Annotated in this window: 11 protein-coding genes, 1 tRNA gene and 1 riboswitch; of the genes, 6 read left to right on the forward strand and 6 right to left on the reverse strand. The window is 75.8% G+C overall.

Translation table 11 applies throughout. The features are described from left to right. Positions 1-115: 115 nt before the first annotated feature. Both QK440_RS15905 and QK440_RS15910 read right to left on the reverse strand, forming a co-directional pair. Positions 116-637, reverse strand: coding sequence for a hypothetical protein (locus QK440_RS15905; RefSeq protein ID WP_282793742.1), 522 nt, complete (start codon positions 635-637; stop codon positions 116-118). Between the two features lie 299 nt (positions 638-936). Then, positions 937-1,434 (reverse strand): SigE family RNA polymerase sigma factor, encoded by a 498-nt coding sequence (locus QK440_RS15910; protein WP_282793743.1) that lies wholly within the window; start codon positions 1,432-1,434, stop codon positions 937-939. 278 nt (positions 1,435-1,712) lie between these two features. Here QK440_RS15910 and QK440_RS15915 point away from each other — a divergent pair. The 4 genes from QK440_RS15915 to QK440_RS15930 all read left to right on the forward strand — a co-directional run bounded on the left by QK440_RS15915 (position 1,713) and on the right by QK440_RS15930 (position 6,040). After that, positions 1,713-1,786 (forward strand) — tRNA-Met (locus QK440_RS15915). A gap of 354 nt (positions 1,787-2,140) precedes the next feature. After that, positions 2,141-3,253, forward strand: a complete 1,113-nt coding sequence (locus tag QK440_RS15920) for a PP2C family protein-serine/threonine phosphatase (RefSeq protein ID WP_282793744.1) — start codon at positions 2,141-2,143, stop codon at positions 3,251-3,253. Positions 3,254-3,484: 231 nt separating this feature from the next. Continuing rightward, positions 3,485-3,678: riboswitch (cyclic di-AMP (ydaO/yuaA leader) on the forward strand. An 11-nt stretch (positions 3,679-3,689) separates the two neighbouring features. Continuing rightward, entirely contained in the window at positions 3,690-4,916 is a 1,227-nt protein-coding gene (locus QK440_RS15925; protein ID WP_282793745.1) for a M23 family metallopeptidase, read from the forward strand. Positions 4,917-5,095: 179 nt separating this feature from the next. Next, positions 5,096-6,040, forward strand: coding sequence for an aldo/keto reductase (locus QK440_RS15930; RefSeq protein WP_282793746.1), 945 nt, complete (start codon positions 5,096-5,098; stop codon positions 6,038-6,040). 2 nt (positions 6,041-6,042) lie between these two features. Here QK440_RS15930 and QK440_RS15935 read toward each other — a convergent pair whose 3' ends face one another. From QK440_RS15935 to QK440_RS15950, 4 genes are all read right to left on the reverse strand, one after another. Continuing rightward, complete coding sequence (locus QK440_RS15935) at positions 6,043-7,362, reverse strand: PrsW family intramembrane metalloprotease (RefSeq protein WP_282793747.1); 1,320 nt, start codon at positions 7,360-7,362, stop codon at positions 6,043-6,045. A 66-nt stretch (positions 7,363-7,428) separates the two neighbouring features. Further along, positions 7,429-8,196: a tRNA (guanosine(46)-N7)-methyltransferase TrmB gene (gene trmB / locus QK440_RS15940; RefSeq protein ID WP_282793748.1), complete on the reverse strand. Its 768-nt coding sequence runs from the start codon at positions 8,194-8,196 to the stop codon at positions 7,429-7,431. A gap of 131 nt (positions 8,197-8,327) precedes the next feature. Next, entirely contained in the window at positions 8,328-9,536 is a 1,209-nt protein-coding gene (gene lhgO, locus QK440_RS15945; protein WP_282793749.1) for an L-2-hydroxyglutarate oxidase, read from the reverse strand. 96 nt (positions 9,537-9,632) lie between these two features. Further along, entirely contained in the window at positions 9,633-11,081 is a 1,449-nt protein-coding gene (locus tag QK440_RS15950; protein ID WP_190135712.1) for an MFS transporter, read from the reverse strand. Positions 11,082-11,907: 826 nt separating this feature from the next. Between QK440_RS15950 and QK440_RS15955 the strand changes: the two genes are divergently transcribed. Both QK440_RS15955 and QK440_RS15960 read left to right on the forward strand, forming a co-directional pair. Continuing rightward, positions 11,908-14,013 carry an asparagine synthase-related protein gene (locus QK440_RS15955; RefSeq protein ID WP_282793750.1) on the forward strand — a complete coding sequence of 702 codons (2,106 nt, stop codon included), beginning with the start codon at positions 11,908-11,910 and terminating at the stop codon, positions 14,011-14,013. A gap of 288 nt (positions 14,014-14,301) precedes the next feature. Beyond that, positions 14,302-17,793 carry a BTAD domain-containing putative transcriptional regulator gene (locus QK440_RS15960; protein ID WP_282793751.1) on the forward strand — a complete coding sequence of 1,164 codons (3,492 nt, stop codon included), beginning with the start codon at positions 14,302-14,304 and terminating at the stop codon, positions 17,791-17,793. Positions 17,794-17,913 lie beyond the last annotated feature (120 nt).

A 17,913-nucleotide genomic window follows, 5' to 3' on the forward strand; every position in this document is an offset into this window, starting at 1 on the left:
CGGGGCCTCCGGGGGCGGTTCGGGGTGTGCGGGGCCGCCTCGCGGCGGTGCGTGGGTGACGCGAGGTGGGGGAGGGGCGCAAGGGGTGAGGGGCTGCGCGGGAGTGGGGCCGGGCTCAGGTCTCCGGCGCGGACGTGTCGGTCGCCGTGCTCCTGACCGGCCCCCGGGACGGATCCTCGGTCCGCGACGGCGGCGCGCCCGCCGAGGTCGGCGGGGCCGTGGTGCGCGGTGCCCTCAGCGGTGGGCTGGTGCGCGAGGGCGGCGTGGGCGATCCGGCCGGGCGCGTGGCGGGCGGCGTGGTCGCCGTCGTGGCCAGGGTCGGCGGCGGGGGCCAGGTCGTGGACGCCGACGGCGAGGGGGACATGGGCGGCGAAGGGGACGGCGTCGGCTTCGAGGGCACGGACGCGGGCGGCGTCGCGGGCGCGGAGTCCCGCATCAGCGCCGCCGCGCCCGCGCCGGCGACGACGAGGGCGGCGGTGACGGCGACCGCGGTCACGAAGACCCGGTGCGCCCGACGGCCGCGCCGGACGACCACCGCCACCGGCGGCACGTCGGCACGGGCCCGCCCGGCGGCAGCGGCCTCCTGGAACAGCGAGCGCAACGGGTCGTGCTGGGGATCGAGCTGGGGGTCAGACACCGGGGGCCTCCTCGGTGCGTGGGTCCGGCAGGTGGTGGCGTACGGGGGGTGTGGGCGTGGCTGTGGTGCGGGGTGTGAGCACCGGGGTGTCCGGGGCGTCTGTGGTGTCCGGGGCGTCTGTGGTGTCTGTGGTGTGGGGGGTGGGTGGGGGTGGTGAGTAGAGAGGTGGTGCTGGTGGTGCCGACGGTCCCCGTAGTGCCAGGGGGTCCCGTGGTGCCAGGGGGTCCCGTGGTGCCAGGGGGCCACGTGGTGCCGGGTGCGCCTCCGCGAGGCGCGGGGTGGCGAAGACAGCGGAGGGTTCACGCACCGTGGACCTCCTCGGTCCGCGGATCCGTGAGGCGGCGGGCGAGCGCGGCCCGGCCGCGGGCCAGGTGGGTCTTGACCGTGCCGGCGGCCAGCCCGGTCTCCCCGGCGATCTGCTCGACGGTGAGGTCGCACATGTAGTGCAGGGCGAGCGTCCGGCGCTGCTGCGGCGGCAGTGCGCGCAACGCCTCGACCAGCGTGACGGAGTCGGGGCCCGGCCCCTCGGCGTGCGGCGGGGCGCCGCTGCGCTGCCAGGCCGAGGCCGAGCGGCGCAGCCCGCGCCAGCGGCTCACCGCGAGCCGCCAGGCGACGGTACGGATCCACGCCTCGGGACTGCCGTCCCGGTCCAGCCGCCCCCGGCGGCTCCAGCCCTTGACGAAGGCCTCCTGGACGACGTCCTGCGCCTCGTGCAGATCGCCGAGCATCACGTAGAGCTGGCCGGTCAGCCGCGCGGCCGCCTGCGCGTAGAACTCCTCGAACTCCTCGACGGTCAACAGATTGCTCCTGGATCTCTTCGGTCTCACCGTGCATACGCCCCCCGACCCGGGTTCGGATGACATGGGGCGCGAAAGATCCCGGTGACGCCGGTCACAGCGTGGCCTCTGGCCGAGGGCACGCCTGACCAGGGCCTGACCAGGGCTTTTGTAGTGGCATCGGGTTCGGGCGCGGGGTGGCGGGGCCCTGGCGGGGTGCCTGCCGAGGGTCCTGGGGCGGCCCTCCGGCCATCAGTTCGCGTTCACGGCCCCTGATGGCGTACTGTTGGGTTCACCGACGCGGGGTGGAGCAGCTCGGTAGCTCGCTGGGCTCATAACCCAGAGGTCGCAGGTTCAAATCCTGTCCCCGCTACTGAAACCGAAGGCCCGGGATCCCAACGGATCCCGGGCCTTCGGCGTACCCAGGGGATTCCGGGTCTGGGGATTCCGGCCTTCGGCGTCCCACGCCCGCGCCTGCCCCGGGTCCCGTGTGCCCGCGCCGCCTCACGCCCCGTACGCCCGGCGCCCGCTCCGGGCGCCCCCCGCCCCGCCCACGCCGCGCGCCCCGCACCCCGCCCCCGCTTCACCCACTTGGCGCACGCCGACTCGCTCGCGGGCCGCCGGACGGGAAGCCTTGGGCCGATGCGGCGGGTCTGCGGTGGGAGTGGAACGGTGGTTGCTTCGGGTGGTGGGGGCCGGTGCGCCGGTGCCGGGCCGGAGGGGCGCCATGGGCGGTAAGGGCCGCAGACGGCTCCCCCGGGAGCGGGCCCTGACCCGGGCCCTGCCCCCGTTCCTCATCGTCGCCGGGATCCTCTTCGACGTGCTCACGCCGCCCGAGTTCACCGCGTCCCCGATCTTCGCGGCGGCCCCGCTGATCGCCGCGCCGTTCTTCTCGCTCGGCACCACCGCGGCGACCGCCGCCGTGTCCTGCGCCACCGTCCTTGCGCTGCGCACGGTGAACCACGCGGACGCGTACGTCGAGGTGGTCACGGAGTTCCTCACCATGCTGACCGTCGGCGCCCTCGCCGTCGTCATCAACCGCGTCGTCCGGCGCGGCAACGCCCGCCTCGCCTCCGCCCGCTCCATCGCCGAGGCCGCCCAGCGCGCCGTCCTGCCGCAGCCGGGGCCGCGCGTCGGGGGCCTCGACGTCGCCGCGCGCTACGAGGCCGCGCAGGCCGACGCGTTCATCGGCGGCGACCTGTACGCGGTGCAGGACACCCCGCACGGCGTCCGGCTCGTCGTCGGCGACGTACGGGGCAAGGGCATGGGCGCGGTGGCCGCCGTCGCCGTCGTCATCGGCGCCTTCCGGGAGGCGGCCGAGCAGGAGGCCACCCTGGAGGCCGTGGCGCAGCGCCTGGAGCGTGCGCTCGCGCGCGAGGGCACCCGGCGCGACGGACTCGACGCGTTCGAGGGGTTCACCACCGCGGTCCTCGCCGAGATCCCGCCCGGCCGGGGGATCGTCCGGCTCGTGAACCGCGGCCACCCCGAACCGCTGCTGCTGCGCGCCGACGGGCGGCTGTGCGTGCTCTCGCCCACGGAGCCCGCGCTTCCGCTCGGCATGGGCGAGCTGGGGAGCTGGCCCGACCGCGCGGACGAGACCGACTTCCCGCCCGGCTCGACGCTGCTGCTCTACACCGACGGGGTCAGCGAGGCCCGGGACGAGCACGGCGCCTTCTACGATCCCGCGCTGCGGCTCGGCGGCCGGATCTTCTCCGGCGCGGACGCCCCCGACGCGCTCGTCTCCACCCTCGTCGCCGAGGTCCTCGACCACACCGCCGACGGGGCCACCGACGACATGGCGCTCCTCGCCGTACGCCGTCCCGTCACGGCGGGTGACTGAACGGAACCCCAGCGCAGCCCAACTGACGCACCTTCGTCGACATGTGAAGATCCGTCCGGCTGCGCTGCGTCATGACGGCCGGTCAACTCGCCCGGATCAGCACGTAGATGTCCCGTTGTGTACGTGGCGTAAGCGTTAACGATCAGTCGGAACAGCTTGGACTACGGAGCCGCTGTCTATTAACGTTCGATAACGCAGCGCGGTCGTCCCAGCCGTCACACCCGACGGCTCCGCGCGCACGCGCCTAATCCCGCAAGGGAGCCGGGGAACCACCAACTTGGGGTGAATCGGACGCCCTTCGCGTGCGAGACGCCGTAGCGCCGTGACGTGGTCACGGGGTGCGTCCCGCACGTGAGGTACGGCCGTAGGAGACCTTCCTGCTCCGAACCCGTCAGCTAACCCGGTAGGCGAGAAGGAAGGAAAGGAGTGCGCCCCCGTGGCGTCCAACCGGCCTGCCCCAGAAGCGCTCATACCGCACGGCGACACCGCCGACCGAGCCGCCGGGGGTGACGACCCCGCGGGTCCCGCAGGTCACTCCGGCCATGCCGGTCACTCCGGTCCCTTCGACTTCTTCGGCCCCTCCCCCGACTCTGCTCCGTACGAGGACTCTTCCCCGTACGAGTCGTTCGATTCCTCGCCGTACGCCGCCCAGCGGCCCGAGGGCTCCTGGGAGGAGTGGAACCCCACCGCGGAGAGCGTCCGCCCCGTCCGCGGGCGGCACCGCATCCACAAGAAGGGCGGCGGCGGCCTCGCGCGCAGCTCCACCGTCCTCGGCGTCGGCGTGATCGCCGCCGTCGGCGCGGGCGGCATCGCCTCCGCGCAGGGCGGCAAGCCGCCCGTCTCCATCGCCATGCCCGACATGTCGGCGGTCGCGGACGCGCTGCCGGAGGCCGAGTCGCTGCCCGGCGTCGGCGCCCTGCTCGGCGGTGACAAGGCCGAGGCCGAGCCCGCCACCGCCGCGTCCACCGCCCCGCTCAGCTCCGCCGGCGTCACCACCGCCGACGCCGAGCAGGGCACCACGGACGCGGGCGAGGCCCTGCGCGCCCGCATCCTCCAGCAGGCCGAGAACCAGCGGCACCAGGCAGACGACGCCCAGCGGGCGCGGGCCCAGGCCGCCGCCGTCACGCAGGCCGCCGAGACCGCCGAGGCCAAGCGGGAGAAGGCGGAGGCCGCGGCCAGGGCGAAGGCCGCCGAGGAGAAGCGGAAGAAGGAGGCCGAGGCCCGCGAGAAGCGCGAGGCCGAGCGCCTGGCGAAGCTCGCCAAGAGCTACGCCCTGCCCACCTCCTCGTACACCCTGACCTCCCACTACGGCGACGCCGGCGCCATGTGGTCCTCCGGCCACCACACCGGCCTGGACTTCGCCGCCCCCACCGGCACCCCGCTCAAGGCCGTCCACACCGGCACCGTCAAGGAGGCGGGCTGGGCGGGCGCGTACGGCTACCGCACGGTCCTGGAGCTCGAGGACGGCACCGAGATCTGGTACTGCCACCAGTCCTCGCTCAGCGTCAGCGCGGGCCAGAAGGTCACCACGGGCGAGGTCATCGGCCGGGTCGGCGCCACCGGCAACGTCACGGGCCCGCACCTCCACCTGGAGGTCAAGACGGGCGCGGGCGCGACGATCGACCCCCTGGCGTGGCTCCAGGGCAAGGGCCTGAACCCGTAACACCCCCCGGCACAACCGCGGCACGGCGGAACACCGCGGCTCCTGGCGCGCGGCTCCACGACGCCGGCGGCCCTGGCGACGACCCCCCGACGCCAGGGCCGCCGGTCCTTCCCCGCCGCAGCCCCGGGGCCCGGCCCGCCGCCGGAATTCCGAAATCCGTACGGGCGTTGACGCCTCGTATGACCACTCTTCGCCCTCTGGGCCCGTCCGACCTCGAAGTCTTCCCGCTCGCCCTCGGTGGCAACGTCTTCGGCTGGACCGCCGACCGCGAGCAGTCCTTCGCCGTCCTCGACGCCTACACCGCCGCGGGCGGCAACTTCATCGACACCGCCGACGCCTACTCGCACTGGGTGCCCGGCAACCAGGGCGGCGAGTCCGAGACCGTCCTCGGGCAGTGGCTGGCCGCGCGCGGCAACCGCTCCGACGTCGTCATCGCCACGAAGGTGGGCGCCCACCCCGCGTACAAGGGCCTGTCCGCGCGCACCGTCAAGGCCGCCGCCGAGGAGTCGCTGCGCCGCCTCGGCACGGACTACATCGACCTCTACTACACGCACTACGACGACCCGTCCGTGCCCGTCGAGGAGTTCATCACCGCCCTCGACGAGCTGGTGCGCTCCGGCAAGGTGCGGGCGATCGCCGCCTCGAACATCACCGCCGAGCGGCTCCAGGAGTCCCTCGACTTCTCCGACCGCGAGGGCCTCGTGCGGTACGTGGCACTCCAACCGCACTACAACCTCGTCTCCCGCGACACGTACGAGGGCCCGCTGCAGGAGGTCGCCTCGCGCTCCGGGCTCGCCGCCGTCCCCTACTACGCGCTCGCCTCCGGCTTCCTGACCGGCAAGTACCGCCCGGGCTCGGAGGTCGACAGCGCCCGTGCCCAGAAGGCCGGGGAGTACCTGGCCACGGAGCGCGGCCGCCGGGTCCTGGCCGCCCTGGACGAGGTGGCGAAGGCCCACGACGCGCAGGTCGCCACCGTCGCCCTCGCCTGGCTCGCCGCGCAGCCGACGGTGGCGGCGCCGATCGCCTCGGCGCGCACGGTCGAGCAGCTCCCCGCGCTGCTCGCGGTGGCCGACCTGGAGCTGACCGGGGCCGAGGTCGCGGCCCTGACGGCGGCCGCGGCCTGAGCTCAGGTGCGGTAGGGGTGGTACGGGGGCCGGACCGGGCCGTACGCGTGCACGGCGTACGCGGTGCCCGGCGGCACCGGGGGCGGTGTCGCCGCCCGGGCCGCGTACCCGAGCGCGGGCCCGGCCACGGCGCGCCGCTCCCGCAGCGCCGCGAGCAGCTCGCGCTCCCGGGTGATGAAGTCGGCGCCGACCCGGCCGTGCCGGGCCCGGTGCCGCAGGAGGGCGAGGGCCGTCGCGTGCGTCTCGTACTCCACGACGGTGCGCCCGGCGCCTCTGCCCAGGTGGTACGCCGCGTAGTCGCGCGCGAGGGTGCGGGCGCGCAGGGAGCCGAGCGCGTACGGGTCGCCCGGCGCGAACCAGCCCGCGGCCACGTACACGGGCAGCTCCTGGCGCACGATCCGCAGCTCGCGCCGGCGCAGCCAGACGGCGAGCCAGGTCAGCAGCCCGAACACCGGCAGCATGAAGGCGGCGTACACGACGAAGAAGCCGTACTCGCCGAAGCCCGCCGAGCCGTTCCAGAAGGCGTGCAGCCCCATCGCGAGCAGCAGCCCGGCGCACGGCAGCACGGTGCGGCGGACGGTGTGGTGCTCGGCGGTGACGGCGGCGATGCCGAAGCCGATGCCGGTGAGCGCGGTGAACAGCGGGTGCGCGAACGGTGACATGACAACCCGGACGAAGAAGGTCGCCGCGGTCACGGAGGCGAGGCCGCTCTCGCCGTTGAGCTGGTCGGTGCCGAAGGCGTTGCCGAGGTAGAGGATGTTCTCGGTGAACGCGAAGCCGGTGGCGGTGACGCCCGCTATCACGAAGCCGTCGACGACCCCGGTGAAGTCGGCTCTGCGGAACAGGAAGACGAGCAGCACGGCCGCGGCCTTCGCGGACTCCTCGACGACGGGCGCTATGACGGTCGCGCCGAGGGTGTCGGCGCCGGCCGGGTCGGCGGTGGCGGTGGCTATCCAGCGGGTCGCGAAGCTGTTCGCGAGGATCGCGATGAGCGCGGCCGCGCACGCTCCCCAGGAGAAGGCGAACACCAGGTTCCGCCAGGGCCCCGGGGCCACCCGGTCCAGCCAGCGGAACGCCGCGATCAGCAGCGGTACGGGGAGCGTGGCGAGGCCGAGGCCGACCAGGAAGCCCTCGGTGCCGGTCTGCTCGCGGACAAGGGCGAGGATCACCAGGCCGGACAGCGCGAGGAGCGTGACCACGCCGGTGGCCCGGATGGCGCCGCGCTGCCACCAGCGCGGGTGCCGGGGCCCGGGTGCCCCGGCCGGCCCGGCGGGCCCGCCGGGCGGCGTCGGGTGGCTCGGGCGTGCGGGACTGGTGGCCACGGTTCGACCCTAACGAGGCTGGGAGCGGCCCGCGACGGTGCCTCAGGCCTGGGTGGGGACGGCGCCTCAGGCCCCGCTCGGCGTGCCGGCGCGGCGGAACAGCAGGTCGTGGACGACGTGGCCCTTCCTGAGGCCCTGGCCCTCGAAGCGGGTGAGCGGGCGGAAGTCGGGGCGCGGCGCGTACCCGCCGTCCTCCTGGGTGTTCTCGAAGTCGGGGTGCGCGGTGAGCACCTCCAGCATGTGCTCCGCGTACGGCTCCCAGTCCGTGGCGCAGTGCAGCACCGCGCCGGGCTTGAGGCGGGGCGCGAGCAGCGTCAGGAAGTCGGGCTGGATCAGGCGCCGCTTGTGGTGGCGGGCCTTGGGCCAGGGGTCCGGGAAGTAGACCCGGGCGCCGTCCAGGCTCTGCGGGGCGAGCATCTCGCGCAGCAGGATCACGGCGTCGCCGTTGGCGACGCGGACGTTGGTGAGACCGGCGCGGTCCGCGAGGTTCAGCAGGTTGCCCTGGCCGGGGGTGTGCACGTCCACGGCGAGGATGCAGGTGCCGGGGTCCGCCGCCGCCATCTGCGCGGTGGCCTCGCCCATCCCGAAGCCGATCTCCAGGACGACGGGCGCCGTGGTGCCGAAGAGCTCCGCCAGGTCGAGCACCCGCTGTCCGTCGATGTCGAGGCCCCACTTCGGCCACAGCCGCCGCAGGGCGTCGCCCTGAGCGGTGGTGACGCGGCTGCGGCGCGGCGTGAAGCTGCGGATGCGCCGCTCGAACCGGTCGCCGGAGGGGTCGGGGACGGGACCTTCGGGAAAGCGGGGGGCGCCCTTCGGGCGGGAGTTCTCAGACACAGTGCCGCCGATTTTAGTGCCGCCCGCCCTGCTGGGCGCCCGGTGCCGGGGCGGGCCAAGGGGTTCCAGCCCGTCCGGCGTTCGAGGACGAGGCCGCAGGCCGATTTCCGGGCTGGGCGCCCGCGCCAGGGTCAGCGCAGCGCGGCCAGGACCCGGCGGGCGACTTCGCGGCCGATCGGGAGCGAGGCGGTGGCCGCGGGGGAGGGCGCGTTCAGCACGTGCACCGTCCGGTCGCCCTCGCGTATCAGGAAGTCGTCGACGAGCGTCCCGTCCCGCAGCACGGCCTGGGCCCGCACCCCCGCGGGGGAGGGCACCAGGTCCGCCGGCGTGACGGCCGGAAGGAGCCTGCGCACCGCGTCCGTGAACGCCGCCTTGGACACCGAGCGCCGCAGCTCCCCGGTCCCGTACCGCCAGTGCCGCCGGGCGATCTGCCAGGAGCCCGGCCAGGCGAGCGTCCCGGCGAGCTCGCGGGGCCGTACGACCCCCCAGTCGTACCCCTCGCGGGCGAGTGCGGGGACCGCGTTCGGCCCCACGTGGACGCCGCCGTCGACGCCCCGGGTGAGGTGGACGCCGAGGAAGGGGAAGGCCGGGTCCGGCACCGGGTAGACGAGGCCGCGCACCAGCTCGGGCCGCGTGAGGGTGAAGTACTCCCCCCGGAAGGGCACGATCCGCATGCCCGGGTCGTCACCGGCCAGGCGGGCCACGCGGTCGCAGTGCAGCCCGGCGCAGTTGACGAGGACCCTGCCGCGCACCACGTCGCCGCGGGCGGTGCGCACGGCGGCGCCGAGGCCGGGCCGCCGGTCGACGCGGACCACCTCCGCGCCGTACCGCAGCTCGGCGCCGGAGGCGCGGGCGAGCTGCTCGGCGACCGCGCCGTAGTCGCAGATGCCGGTGGTGCCGACGTGGATCGCGGCGAGCCCGCGCACCTCCGGTTCGTACTCCGCTATCTGGGCGCGGCCGAGCTCGCGCACCGGGATGCCGTTCTCCCGGCCGCGCTGCACGAGGGCGTGCAGGCGGGGCAGCTCGGAGCGGTCGGTGGCGACGACGAGCTTGCCGGTGACCTCGTGCGGAATGTCGTACTCCGCGCAGAACTTGACCATCTCGGCGGCGCCGCGCACGGCGAATCGTGCCTTCAGCGAGCCGGGGCGGTAGTAGATCCCGCTGTGGATCACGCCGCTGTTCCGCCCGGTCTGGTGGCGGGCGGGGCCGGCCTCCTTCTCCAGGACGGTCACGCGGGTGCCGGGCGCGGCACGGGTGAGGGCGTGCGCGACCGACAGACCGACGATCCCGCCCCCGACGACGAGCACGTCACAGTCGTACGCCACGGCACCCCGACCCATCGCTCCTCACCTCCCACCCCGATAGTGCCCTGCACCACTGACAACGCCGGTAAACGTGGTCCTGAGCACGCGGGACGCGAGGCCGCGCGGCCCCGCTCACGCCGGGGCGACCAGCAGCGGGCGCGCCCGCTCCCGCAGCTCCACCACCCGGGGCTCGTCGCCGTAGGGTTCGAGCCGGTGCAGGAGGTCCTTCACGTACTCCGTGGTGCGGGCGGAGGAGATGCGCCCGGCGACCTCCACGGCCCGGACGCCCTGCTCGCAGGCGGCGTCCAGGTTTCCGGACTCCAGCTCGGCGACGGCGGAGACGACGAGCCGCAGGCCGTGGGAGCGGACGAACTCCTCGGTGGGCCGGGACAGGGCCTGCTCGGTGAAGCGCCGGACCTGGCGGGGTGCCTTGAGGTCGCGGTAGCACTCGGCGGCGTCGGCGGCGAACCGGTCGTACGAGTAGAAGCCGAGCCACGACGGGTCGTGGTCGCCGTCGCGGGCGCGCTCCAGCCAGCCCTCGGAGGCCCGCAGCGCGGCCCCGGCGGCCTGCGCGTCGTGGGCGCGCGCGTGCGCGCGTGCCTCGACGAGGCGGAAGAAGCTCATGGTCCGGGCGGTGGCGAGGCCGCGGTTGCGCTCGAGGGCGGCCTGCGCGAGGTCGACGCCCTCGTCGCCGAAGCCGCGGTAGGTGGCCTGGAGGGACATGGACGCGAGGACGTAGCCGCCCAGGGGTACGTCGGCCGCGGCGCGGGCGAGCCGCAGCGCCTGGATGTAGTACCGCTGCGCGGCCTCCTGCTGGCCGGTGTCGAAGGCCATCCACCCGGCGAGCCGGGTCAGCTCGGCGGTGGCGCCGAACAGGGCGCGGCCCACCTCGTCCGAGTACGAGCCGAGCAGCAGCGGCGCCGCCTCGACCCGCAGGCACTCCGGGACCATGGACGAGCGCCAGTCCCCGCCGCCGTACTTGGAGTCCCATCGCCGCGCGTCCTCCGCGGCCTCGCGCAGCTTCAGCACGTCGCTGTGGCCGACCTTCATCGGCGCGCCGCCGTCGTCCGCCCGGGCCGCGTCGCGCGGCCCCTCGCGGCTGGCGTCGCGCGCGACGGAGCTGTCGGCCGGGGTTATCAGCCAGCGGGACGCGGGCGTGGCGTAGGCGCTGACGGCGAAGGAGCCGGCCAGGGACTGCCAGATGCCGCCCCCGCCGGCGCGGCGGCCCGCGAGGTCGAGGCGGTACAGCTCGGTCGCCGACTTCACGGCGGCGCCGACGTCGCGCGGGAAGGCGAGGCCCACCTCGGGCGCGGGGTCCGCGTCGGCGAGGCCGATCTCGTGCAGCGGCACCGGCCGGCCGAGCTTCTGCCCGATGGCGGCGGCGATGAGGTGCGGCGCGGCGCCCTGCGGCACCATGCCCTTGGACACCCACCGGGCCACCGAGGTCTTGTCGTACCGGAGGGTCAGCCCGCGCTGGGCGCCGAGGTCGTTGACCCTGCGGGCGAGTCCCGCGTTGCTGATTCCCGCGAGGGCGAGAACGGTGCCGAGCTTTTCGTTCGGCCCGCGTTGCTCCCTGGACATGCGCCACCCCTCGACACAGACGGCTGCCGGCAGGTGTGACCGCGCGGCATTCGTGCCGCGTTCCCCCGGGGACGGCGACCGGGGGTCCTCGGTGCGTACGGCGTGTCGCGCGCCGTTTCCCCGATCCCGGCCGCAAGCGCGCGTGGCCGAGCCCCCAGGTATATGCCTCCGCGAGAACAACAGCACACCCAGCGTAGTTTGGTGAATCCCAAGCGTTAAGAGGCGCAGTTCCGGATGGCGGGATTGTTGTCCGTACGGGCGTGCGGCGCCGTCGGGGCGTGCTCCGGGTGTGTGGCCGTGCGCCTGTGTGTGCGCTCTTCTACGGCCACCGGGGGAGCGTTTCCATGGATGACGCGTGGGTCGGCCCGCTGCGCTGGAGTCAGCGGGCTGGGGGACACCGCCGCCTCCATCCCCGCGGGCGGCGGACCGGTCCGGGAGGCGAGCACCGCCTCCCGGGCTGTGCGTGGGCCGTTCCGGCCCTGGGGGGCGTGTTCGGCCATGGCTGATTTGGCCGAAAATCGCTGCCGCCTGCCCGCGCCCGGGCCGCCCGACACGCCCGTCCCGTCGCCACCGGCTCCCTCCGCGGACGTCAGGCCGTCGTTCTGCGGACGTCAGGTCGTCGTCGGGGCCCGTGCCGACGTCGCCGACCCCTTCCACCGCCCTCCGCCCACGTCGTTGCCGCCTCAACGAACGATCATCGTGGGCGTGTTCGCGCCGGTACGAGCGCCGTCGCAGACCCTCTCGTGCGCCTCCTTCGTGGCAGCATGGGTCCCCAGTCCCTCGGTCGGACGGGTGCACTGGTTGTCCACAGCCTGTGGAGGCGGCGATGCGGTGGTTGGTGGGGTGGAGCAGTACCACCGCGAGGCCCTCGGCCGCCGTCGGCGCCGCGGGCGCCACCGGGGACGACGGCGAGACCGTGCACCCCGTGGGGTCCCAGCTCCTGTGGGGCGACCCCGACCCCCTGTGGGCCGTCGGCGACTGGCGCCCCGACGAGGTGCGCACCGTCAAGGCCGACGACCGGACCCGCATCGCCGTACTCGGCACCTGCGGCGCCAGCGACGAGGAGCTCAGGGTCAGCCTGTTCGCCGCCCGCGGCGGCGCCCTGCGCCACCTGACCGCGTGGCCCGGCAGCTACACCGCCGTCGTCCAAGTCGGCCGCCGCGTGATGATCGCCGGTGACCTGGCGGGCGCCCGGCCCGTGTTCTACACCCCCTGGGCGGACGGTACGGCCTACGCGACCGCCGCCCTGCCCCTGGCCGACCTCATCGAGGCCGACCTGGACATCGGCCACCTCGCCGCGCTGCTCGCCGCCCCCGACGTGCCCGAGGCGCTGCACGACTCGACGCCGTACCAGGGCGTGCGACGCGTGCCCCCGGGGCATGCCCTGATCCTCCGCGCGGGCGCACGCGAGGTCGCCGGGTACGAGCCCGTGGCGTCGCTCGCCGTCGCGGCGCCCCCCACCGACGAGGCCAGCGCGGTGGACGGCGTCCGGGACGCCCTCGTCGAGGCCGTACGCGCGCGGTTGCGGGCCCCGCGGCACGTGCCGGACATCGACCCCGGGCCCGTGCCCGGCATGGGCCCCGCCGAGCGGCGCGCCGCCCGCGGCATGCCGGTGCCCGGCATCGGCGCCGACCTCTCCGGAGGGCCCGCCTCCGGCACCCTCGCCCTGCTCGCCGCCGGCCTGCCGGGGGTGCCGGGCACCGTCCTCGGCCACGGCACCGGGGCGGGCGAGCGGCTCCTCGCCGTGACCTTCAACGACCTCGCCACCGGCGGCCGCGAGGCCGAGCTGGAGCGCGCGGGCGCCATCGCCGCCAACCCGCGCCTGCACCACGTCGTCGTCACCGGCGGCGAGGAGGTCCTGCCGTACGCCGACCTGGACGTGCCGCTCACCGACGAGCCCAGCGGCGTCCTGGTCGCCGCCCAGCGCCACCGCGTCCGGCTCGCTTCGGGCAGCGCCGACCACTTCACCGGCTACGGCGCGCGGCAGGTGCTCGACGCCCACCCCGCGCGCCTGGCCGACCTCCTGATGGACCGCAAGCGGCGCCACCTGGTGCGGCCGGTGACCGCCCTGGCCAAGGCCGAGGGCTCGGTCCTGGTGCCCGCGCGCGTGTACGGGGCCGCGCGCCGCCTCGCCCGTACGTCCCACAGCGCGGGCGTGGAGACCCTGGCCGACCGGCTCCTGCACCGCCGCTTCGAGGAGCCCGGCGGCGCCGTCGGGGCCTCGCTCGCGGCCCTCGCGTGGGCCAGACCGGGGCCGGCCGCGCGCTGGCTGACCGGTGAGGCCCTCGCTGAAGTATCGGTTCGTCTCCAGGAGACGACGACGCGCCCCGGTCCCGGCCCCGGGCAGCGCCCCGGTGAGTTCCGCGCGCGGGCGGCCCTCTACCGGCACGCCGCGGACCTCCGCATCCTCGAACAGGCCGCGGAGGTGCGCTCCCAGCGCCTGCACGCGCCGTTCCTGGACAACCAGGTCGTCCGCGCCTGCCGCGCCCTCCCCGAGTCCGTACGGGTACGCCCCGGGGCCCGCGCCGAGATCCTGCGCAGCGTCCTGGAGGGCTCCGGGGTCACCGAACTCCCGCCCGGCTGGGGCGCCCCGTCCCACGCCTCGAACGCGGCCGCCGCCCGCACCGGCCTGCGGGTGGCCGTGGACGGCCTGGTGGCCCTCTTCGACACCCCCCTGCTCGCGCAGGCGGGCCTGGTCGAGGCCCGCGTGGTCCGCAAGGCCCTGCGGGCGGCGGCCGAGGGCGAACCGGTCCCCCTGGACGGCCTCGCCGACCTGGTCGCTACGGAGGTGTGGCTGCGCCGCCTGTTGTCCCGCCGGGGAACATGCTGGACGGGCACCCCCGCCCGCCAGCGCGCGGTACCGACGGGGACGGTGGTGCCGCAGCAGGGCACTCTGGGGGCGGGACGGGCACCGCACTCTTTGCCGGGCTGAGCAGACGGGGTGGCGCTGGGGAGCCCCGGCCCGTCCGGCGTTCGAGGACGAGGCGCGGAGCGCCGATATCGGGGGCCCAGAGGGCGGAGCCCCATGGCTGCGGGAAGGGGGCGGGCACGGAGCCCCCGGGAGGGCGCCAGCACCCGCGCACGGCCGCGCGCGGGGCATCCGGCGCAGCCCCGGCGGGGCACTCCGGCCGGGCCCCAGCACGGCCCCGGCGCGGCACCCAGCGCGGCACCCGGCGAGAACGGTACGACGCCCCGATCACCGACCAGCCAGAATGAACCCGTGCGGTATCGAGTGCTGGGCGCCACAGAGGCGCACGACGACCAGGGAACCTCCGTCCCGGTGGGCGGCCCCCGCCTCCGCGCACTCCTCGCGGCCCTCGCCCTGAGAGCCGGCCGCACGGCCCCCCTCGACGCGCTCATCGACGACATCTGGGCGGGCGACCCGCCCGCGGACGGCACCGCCGCCCTCCAGGCCCTCGTCGGCCGCCTCCGCAGAGCCCTCGGCAGGGACGCCATCGCCTCCGAGCCCGGCGGCTACCGCCTCACCGCGGGCCCCGACGACGTCGACCTCCACCGCTTCGAACGCCTGGCCCGCGAGGGCACCGCCGCCCTGGACCGCGGCGACGCCGCGACCGCGGCCCGCACCCTGCGCGAGGCCCTCGCCCTGTGGCACGGCCCGGCGCTCGCCGACCTGCCCGACCGCACCGCGGCCACCCGCCCGGAGGCCCGGCGCGCCGAGGCCACCCGCGCGCGGATCGAGGCGGACCTGTTGCTCGGGCAGGCCCTGGACGTGCTGCCGGAGCTGCGCGAGCTGACCGCCACCCAGCCGTACGACGAGACGCTGCACGCCCTGCTCATCCGGGCGCTGCGCGACGCGGGCCGGGGCGCGGACGCGCTCGCCGCGTACGAGCGGGCGCGCCGCACCCTCGCCGACGGCCTCGGCACCGACCCGGGCCCGGAACTACGGGCCCTGCACGCGGAACTGCTGGCGGCGCCGGAACGCGGTGCGCCCAGACCGGGCACCAGTCCCCCGGGCCGCGGGACCACGGCCACAGCCGTGCCCGAGCCGCCCCGGCCGGACCGGTCCTCGGGGGAAGACCGTGACGCGGACAGGGACCGTGCCCTCCGGACCCCGCACCGACAGCGCGCCCCACACGAGCCCCACCCGGAGTGGAAGGGGCACGCTCCCCACGAGCCCCGCCTCGAACGGAAGGGGAACATCCGCCCCCGCTTGACGTCCTTCGTCGGGCGGGAACCCGAACTCGCGGCCATCCGTTCGGACATACACGGGGCCCGCCTGGTGACACTCACCGGACCGGGCGGCTCCGGCAAGACCCGCCTCGCCGAGGAAGCCGCCGCCGGGCATCCGAGCGCGTGGCTGGCCGAGCTCGCCCCGCTCGACCGGCCGGAGGCGGTGCCCGGTGCCGTCGTCAGCGCGCTCGGCCTGCGCGAGACCGTGCTGATGACCAGCGAGCTGACGGCTCCGCAGGACGACCCGGTCGCCCTGCTGGTCGAGTACTGCGCCCCGCGCAGCCTGCTCCTGATCCTTGACAACTGCGAGCACGTCATCGACGCCGCCGCCGAACTGGCCGAGACCCTCCTCACCCGCTGCCCGGGCCTCACGATCGTCGCGACCAGCCGCGAGCCGCTGGGCGTGCCGGGCGAGTCCGTGCGCCCCGTCGAGCCGCTGCCGCCCGACCCGGCGCACCGCCTCTTCGCCGAGCGGGCCGCGGCCGTGCGCCCCGGCTTCGACGCCACCGCCGACGCCGGGGCGGTGGACGAGATCTGCCGCCGCCTCGACGGCCTGCCCCTGGCCATCGAGCTGGCCGCCGCCCGCCTGCGGCTGCTCACCCCCCGGCAGATCGCCGACCGCCTCGACGACCGCTTCCGCCTGCTCACCAGCGGCGCCCGGACGGTCCTACCCCGCCAGCAGACCCTGCGGGCGGTCGTCGACTGGTCCTGGGACCTCCTGGACGACGCCGAGCGCACGGTCCTGCGCGAGGTGTCCGTCTTCGCGGGCGGCTGGGACCTGGAGGCCGCCGAGGCCGTCTGCACCGGCCCCGCCGCCGACGTCGTCGGCGCCCTCGTCGACAAGTCCCTCGTCGTCGCCACGCCGTGCGCGGGCACGGACGGCGGCGGCATGCGCTACCGCATGCTGGAGACCATCCACGAGTACGCGACCGAGCGCGCCGCCGAGACCCCCGAGGTGCGCGCGGCCGCCGAGCGCCGCCACAGCGCGTACGTGCGCGCGCTGGTCGAGCGTGCCGAGCCGCTGCTGCGCTCCGCCGAGCAACTGCCCTGGATCGGCCGCCTGGAGACCGAGCTCGACAACATCCGCGCGGCCCTCCAGCGGGCCCTCGTCCAGCACGACGAGGACCAGGCCACCGCTCTGACCCTCGCCATGGGCTGGTTCTGGTGGCTGCGCAACTACCGCGTGGAGGGCTCCGAGTGGGTCAGCCGCGTCCTGCGCATGACGGCACTCCCGCAGCCCGCACCTTCCTCGTCGGAGCCCGCACCCCCCGCGCCTGCCCTCCCCATCGTGGCGGCGAGTGCCCCGTCGTCGGCCGCCTTCGCGCCGTTGGCCTCCGAGACCGCCCGGCTCAACGCCGGTCTCGACACCGATCTCGCGGATGAGCACCACCCGCTGTACTGGCCGCGCATGTCCCTGCGGATGCTGCACCTGTTCCTGACGGTGGAGTCGCGGCCCTCGGAGGTGCTCGCCGACGACCGCGCCCGGCGGTACGTCCTGCGGGTGCGGGACGCCTTCGCCCGGCCCGTCCCCGCGAGCGGCCGCTTCCCCGGCCTGGTGTGGCCGTTCACGCTGTACTTCCTCGACGAACCGCACAACGTGGTGTCGTACCTGGACGCGGCCGTCGACAACTGCCGCCGCTTCGGCGGCGACTGGGAGGTCTCGATCACCCTGATGTTCCGCGTGCACACGGTCATCGACCGGCCCGGCGACCTCGCCGGGGTCGACGAGGACCTGGCGGAGCTGCGCGAGCTGAGCCGGCGCGTGGGCGACCGCTGGCTGCGCGCGCAGGTGTGCAGCGCGGCGGGCGAGGCGGCGATGGCCCGCAGCCGCCACGCCGAGGCGCGCGTGGAGTACGAGGAGGCGCTGCGGCTCGCGTACGAGGTGGGCGCGCACGCCGAGACCCCGTTCCTGCTCGCCCGGCTCGCCGAGATCACCTACCGCGAGGGCGACCGCGAGCTGGCCGCCAAGGGCCTGGACGAGGCGAGCGCCGAGGCCGACCGGTACGGGGTGACGGACTCCCGCGCCTTCGTGCGGCTGATGCAGGCCGACATGGCGCTCACCGAGGGCGACCCGGAGCGGGCGCGGGCGCTGTGCCAGGCGGCCCGCGCGGAGGGGGAGCGCGGTACGATGCCGCCGCAGTTCGCGGTGGGCATCGGCCACGTGGAGGCCCGGGTCACCGCCGCCGAGGCCGGGCCGCGGGCCGGCCTCGCCGTGCTCGCCGACGTGCTGCGGACGGCGCTGCACCACCGCTGCTCGGACATCATGACGGCGATCCTGGTGGACGCCGCCGCCGTGTTCTTCCTGAGCCTGGGCGAGCACGCGCGCGCCACCCGGCTGCTCGCCCTCGCCACCCGCTGGCGCGGCGGCCACGACCGCCCCATGCCGGACCGCGCCGAGGCGGCCCGCGTCGAGGCCGAGGCCCGCGCGGTGCTCGGCCCGGCCGCCTACGACCGGGAGCGCGAGGCGGGCGCCGCGCTGACCGTCGACGACGTCCTCGCGGAGCTCGACCGGGCCGGCTGAGCCGGGACCGACCCCACGACCCTGCGGCCCCCGTCCCGGCTGGCTGAACTGGGACCGGCCCCACGACCCCGCGGCCCCCGTCCCGTCCGGTCGCCGTCCCGTCCCGCCCGGCCGCCGCCA

This window comes from Streptomyces sp. CC224B (assembly GCF_030010595.1).
Taxonomy (GTDB): domain Bacteria; phylum Actinomycetota; class Actinomycetes; order Streptomycetales; family Streptomycetaceae; genus Streptomyces; species Streptomyces longispororuber.

Excerpts from the sequence above, each read along its gene's own strand:
- QK440_RS15950 (WP_190135712.1), bottom strand. The coding sequence starts at position 11,081 with ATGTCCAGGGAGCAACGCGGGCCGAACGAAAAGCTCGGCACCGTTCTC.
- QK440_RS15955 (WP_282793750.1), top strand. The coding sequence starts at position 11,908 with ATGCGGTGGTTGGTGGGGTGGAGCAGTACCACCGCGAGGCCCTCGGCC.
- QK440_RS15930 (WP_282793746.1), top strand. The coding sequence starts at position 5,096 with ATGACCACTCTTCGCCCTCTGGGCCCGTCCGACCTCGAAGTCTTCCCG.
- QK440_RS15920 (WP_282793744.1), top strand. The coding sequence starts at position 2,141 with ATGGGCGGTAAGGGCCGCAGACGGCTCCCCCGGGAGCGGGCCCTGACC.
- lhgO (WP_282793749.1), bottom strand. The coding sequence starts at position 9,536 with ATGGGTCGGGGTGCCGTGGCGTACGACTGTGACGTGCTCGTCGTCGGG.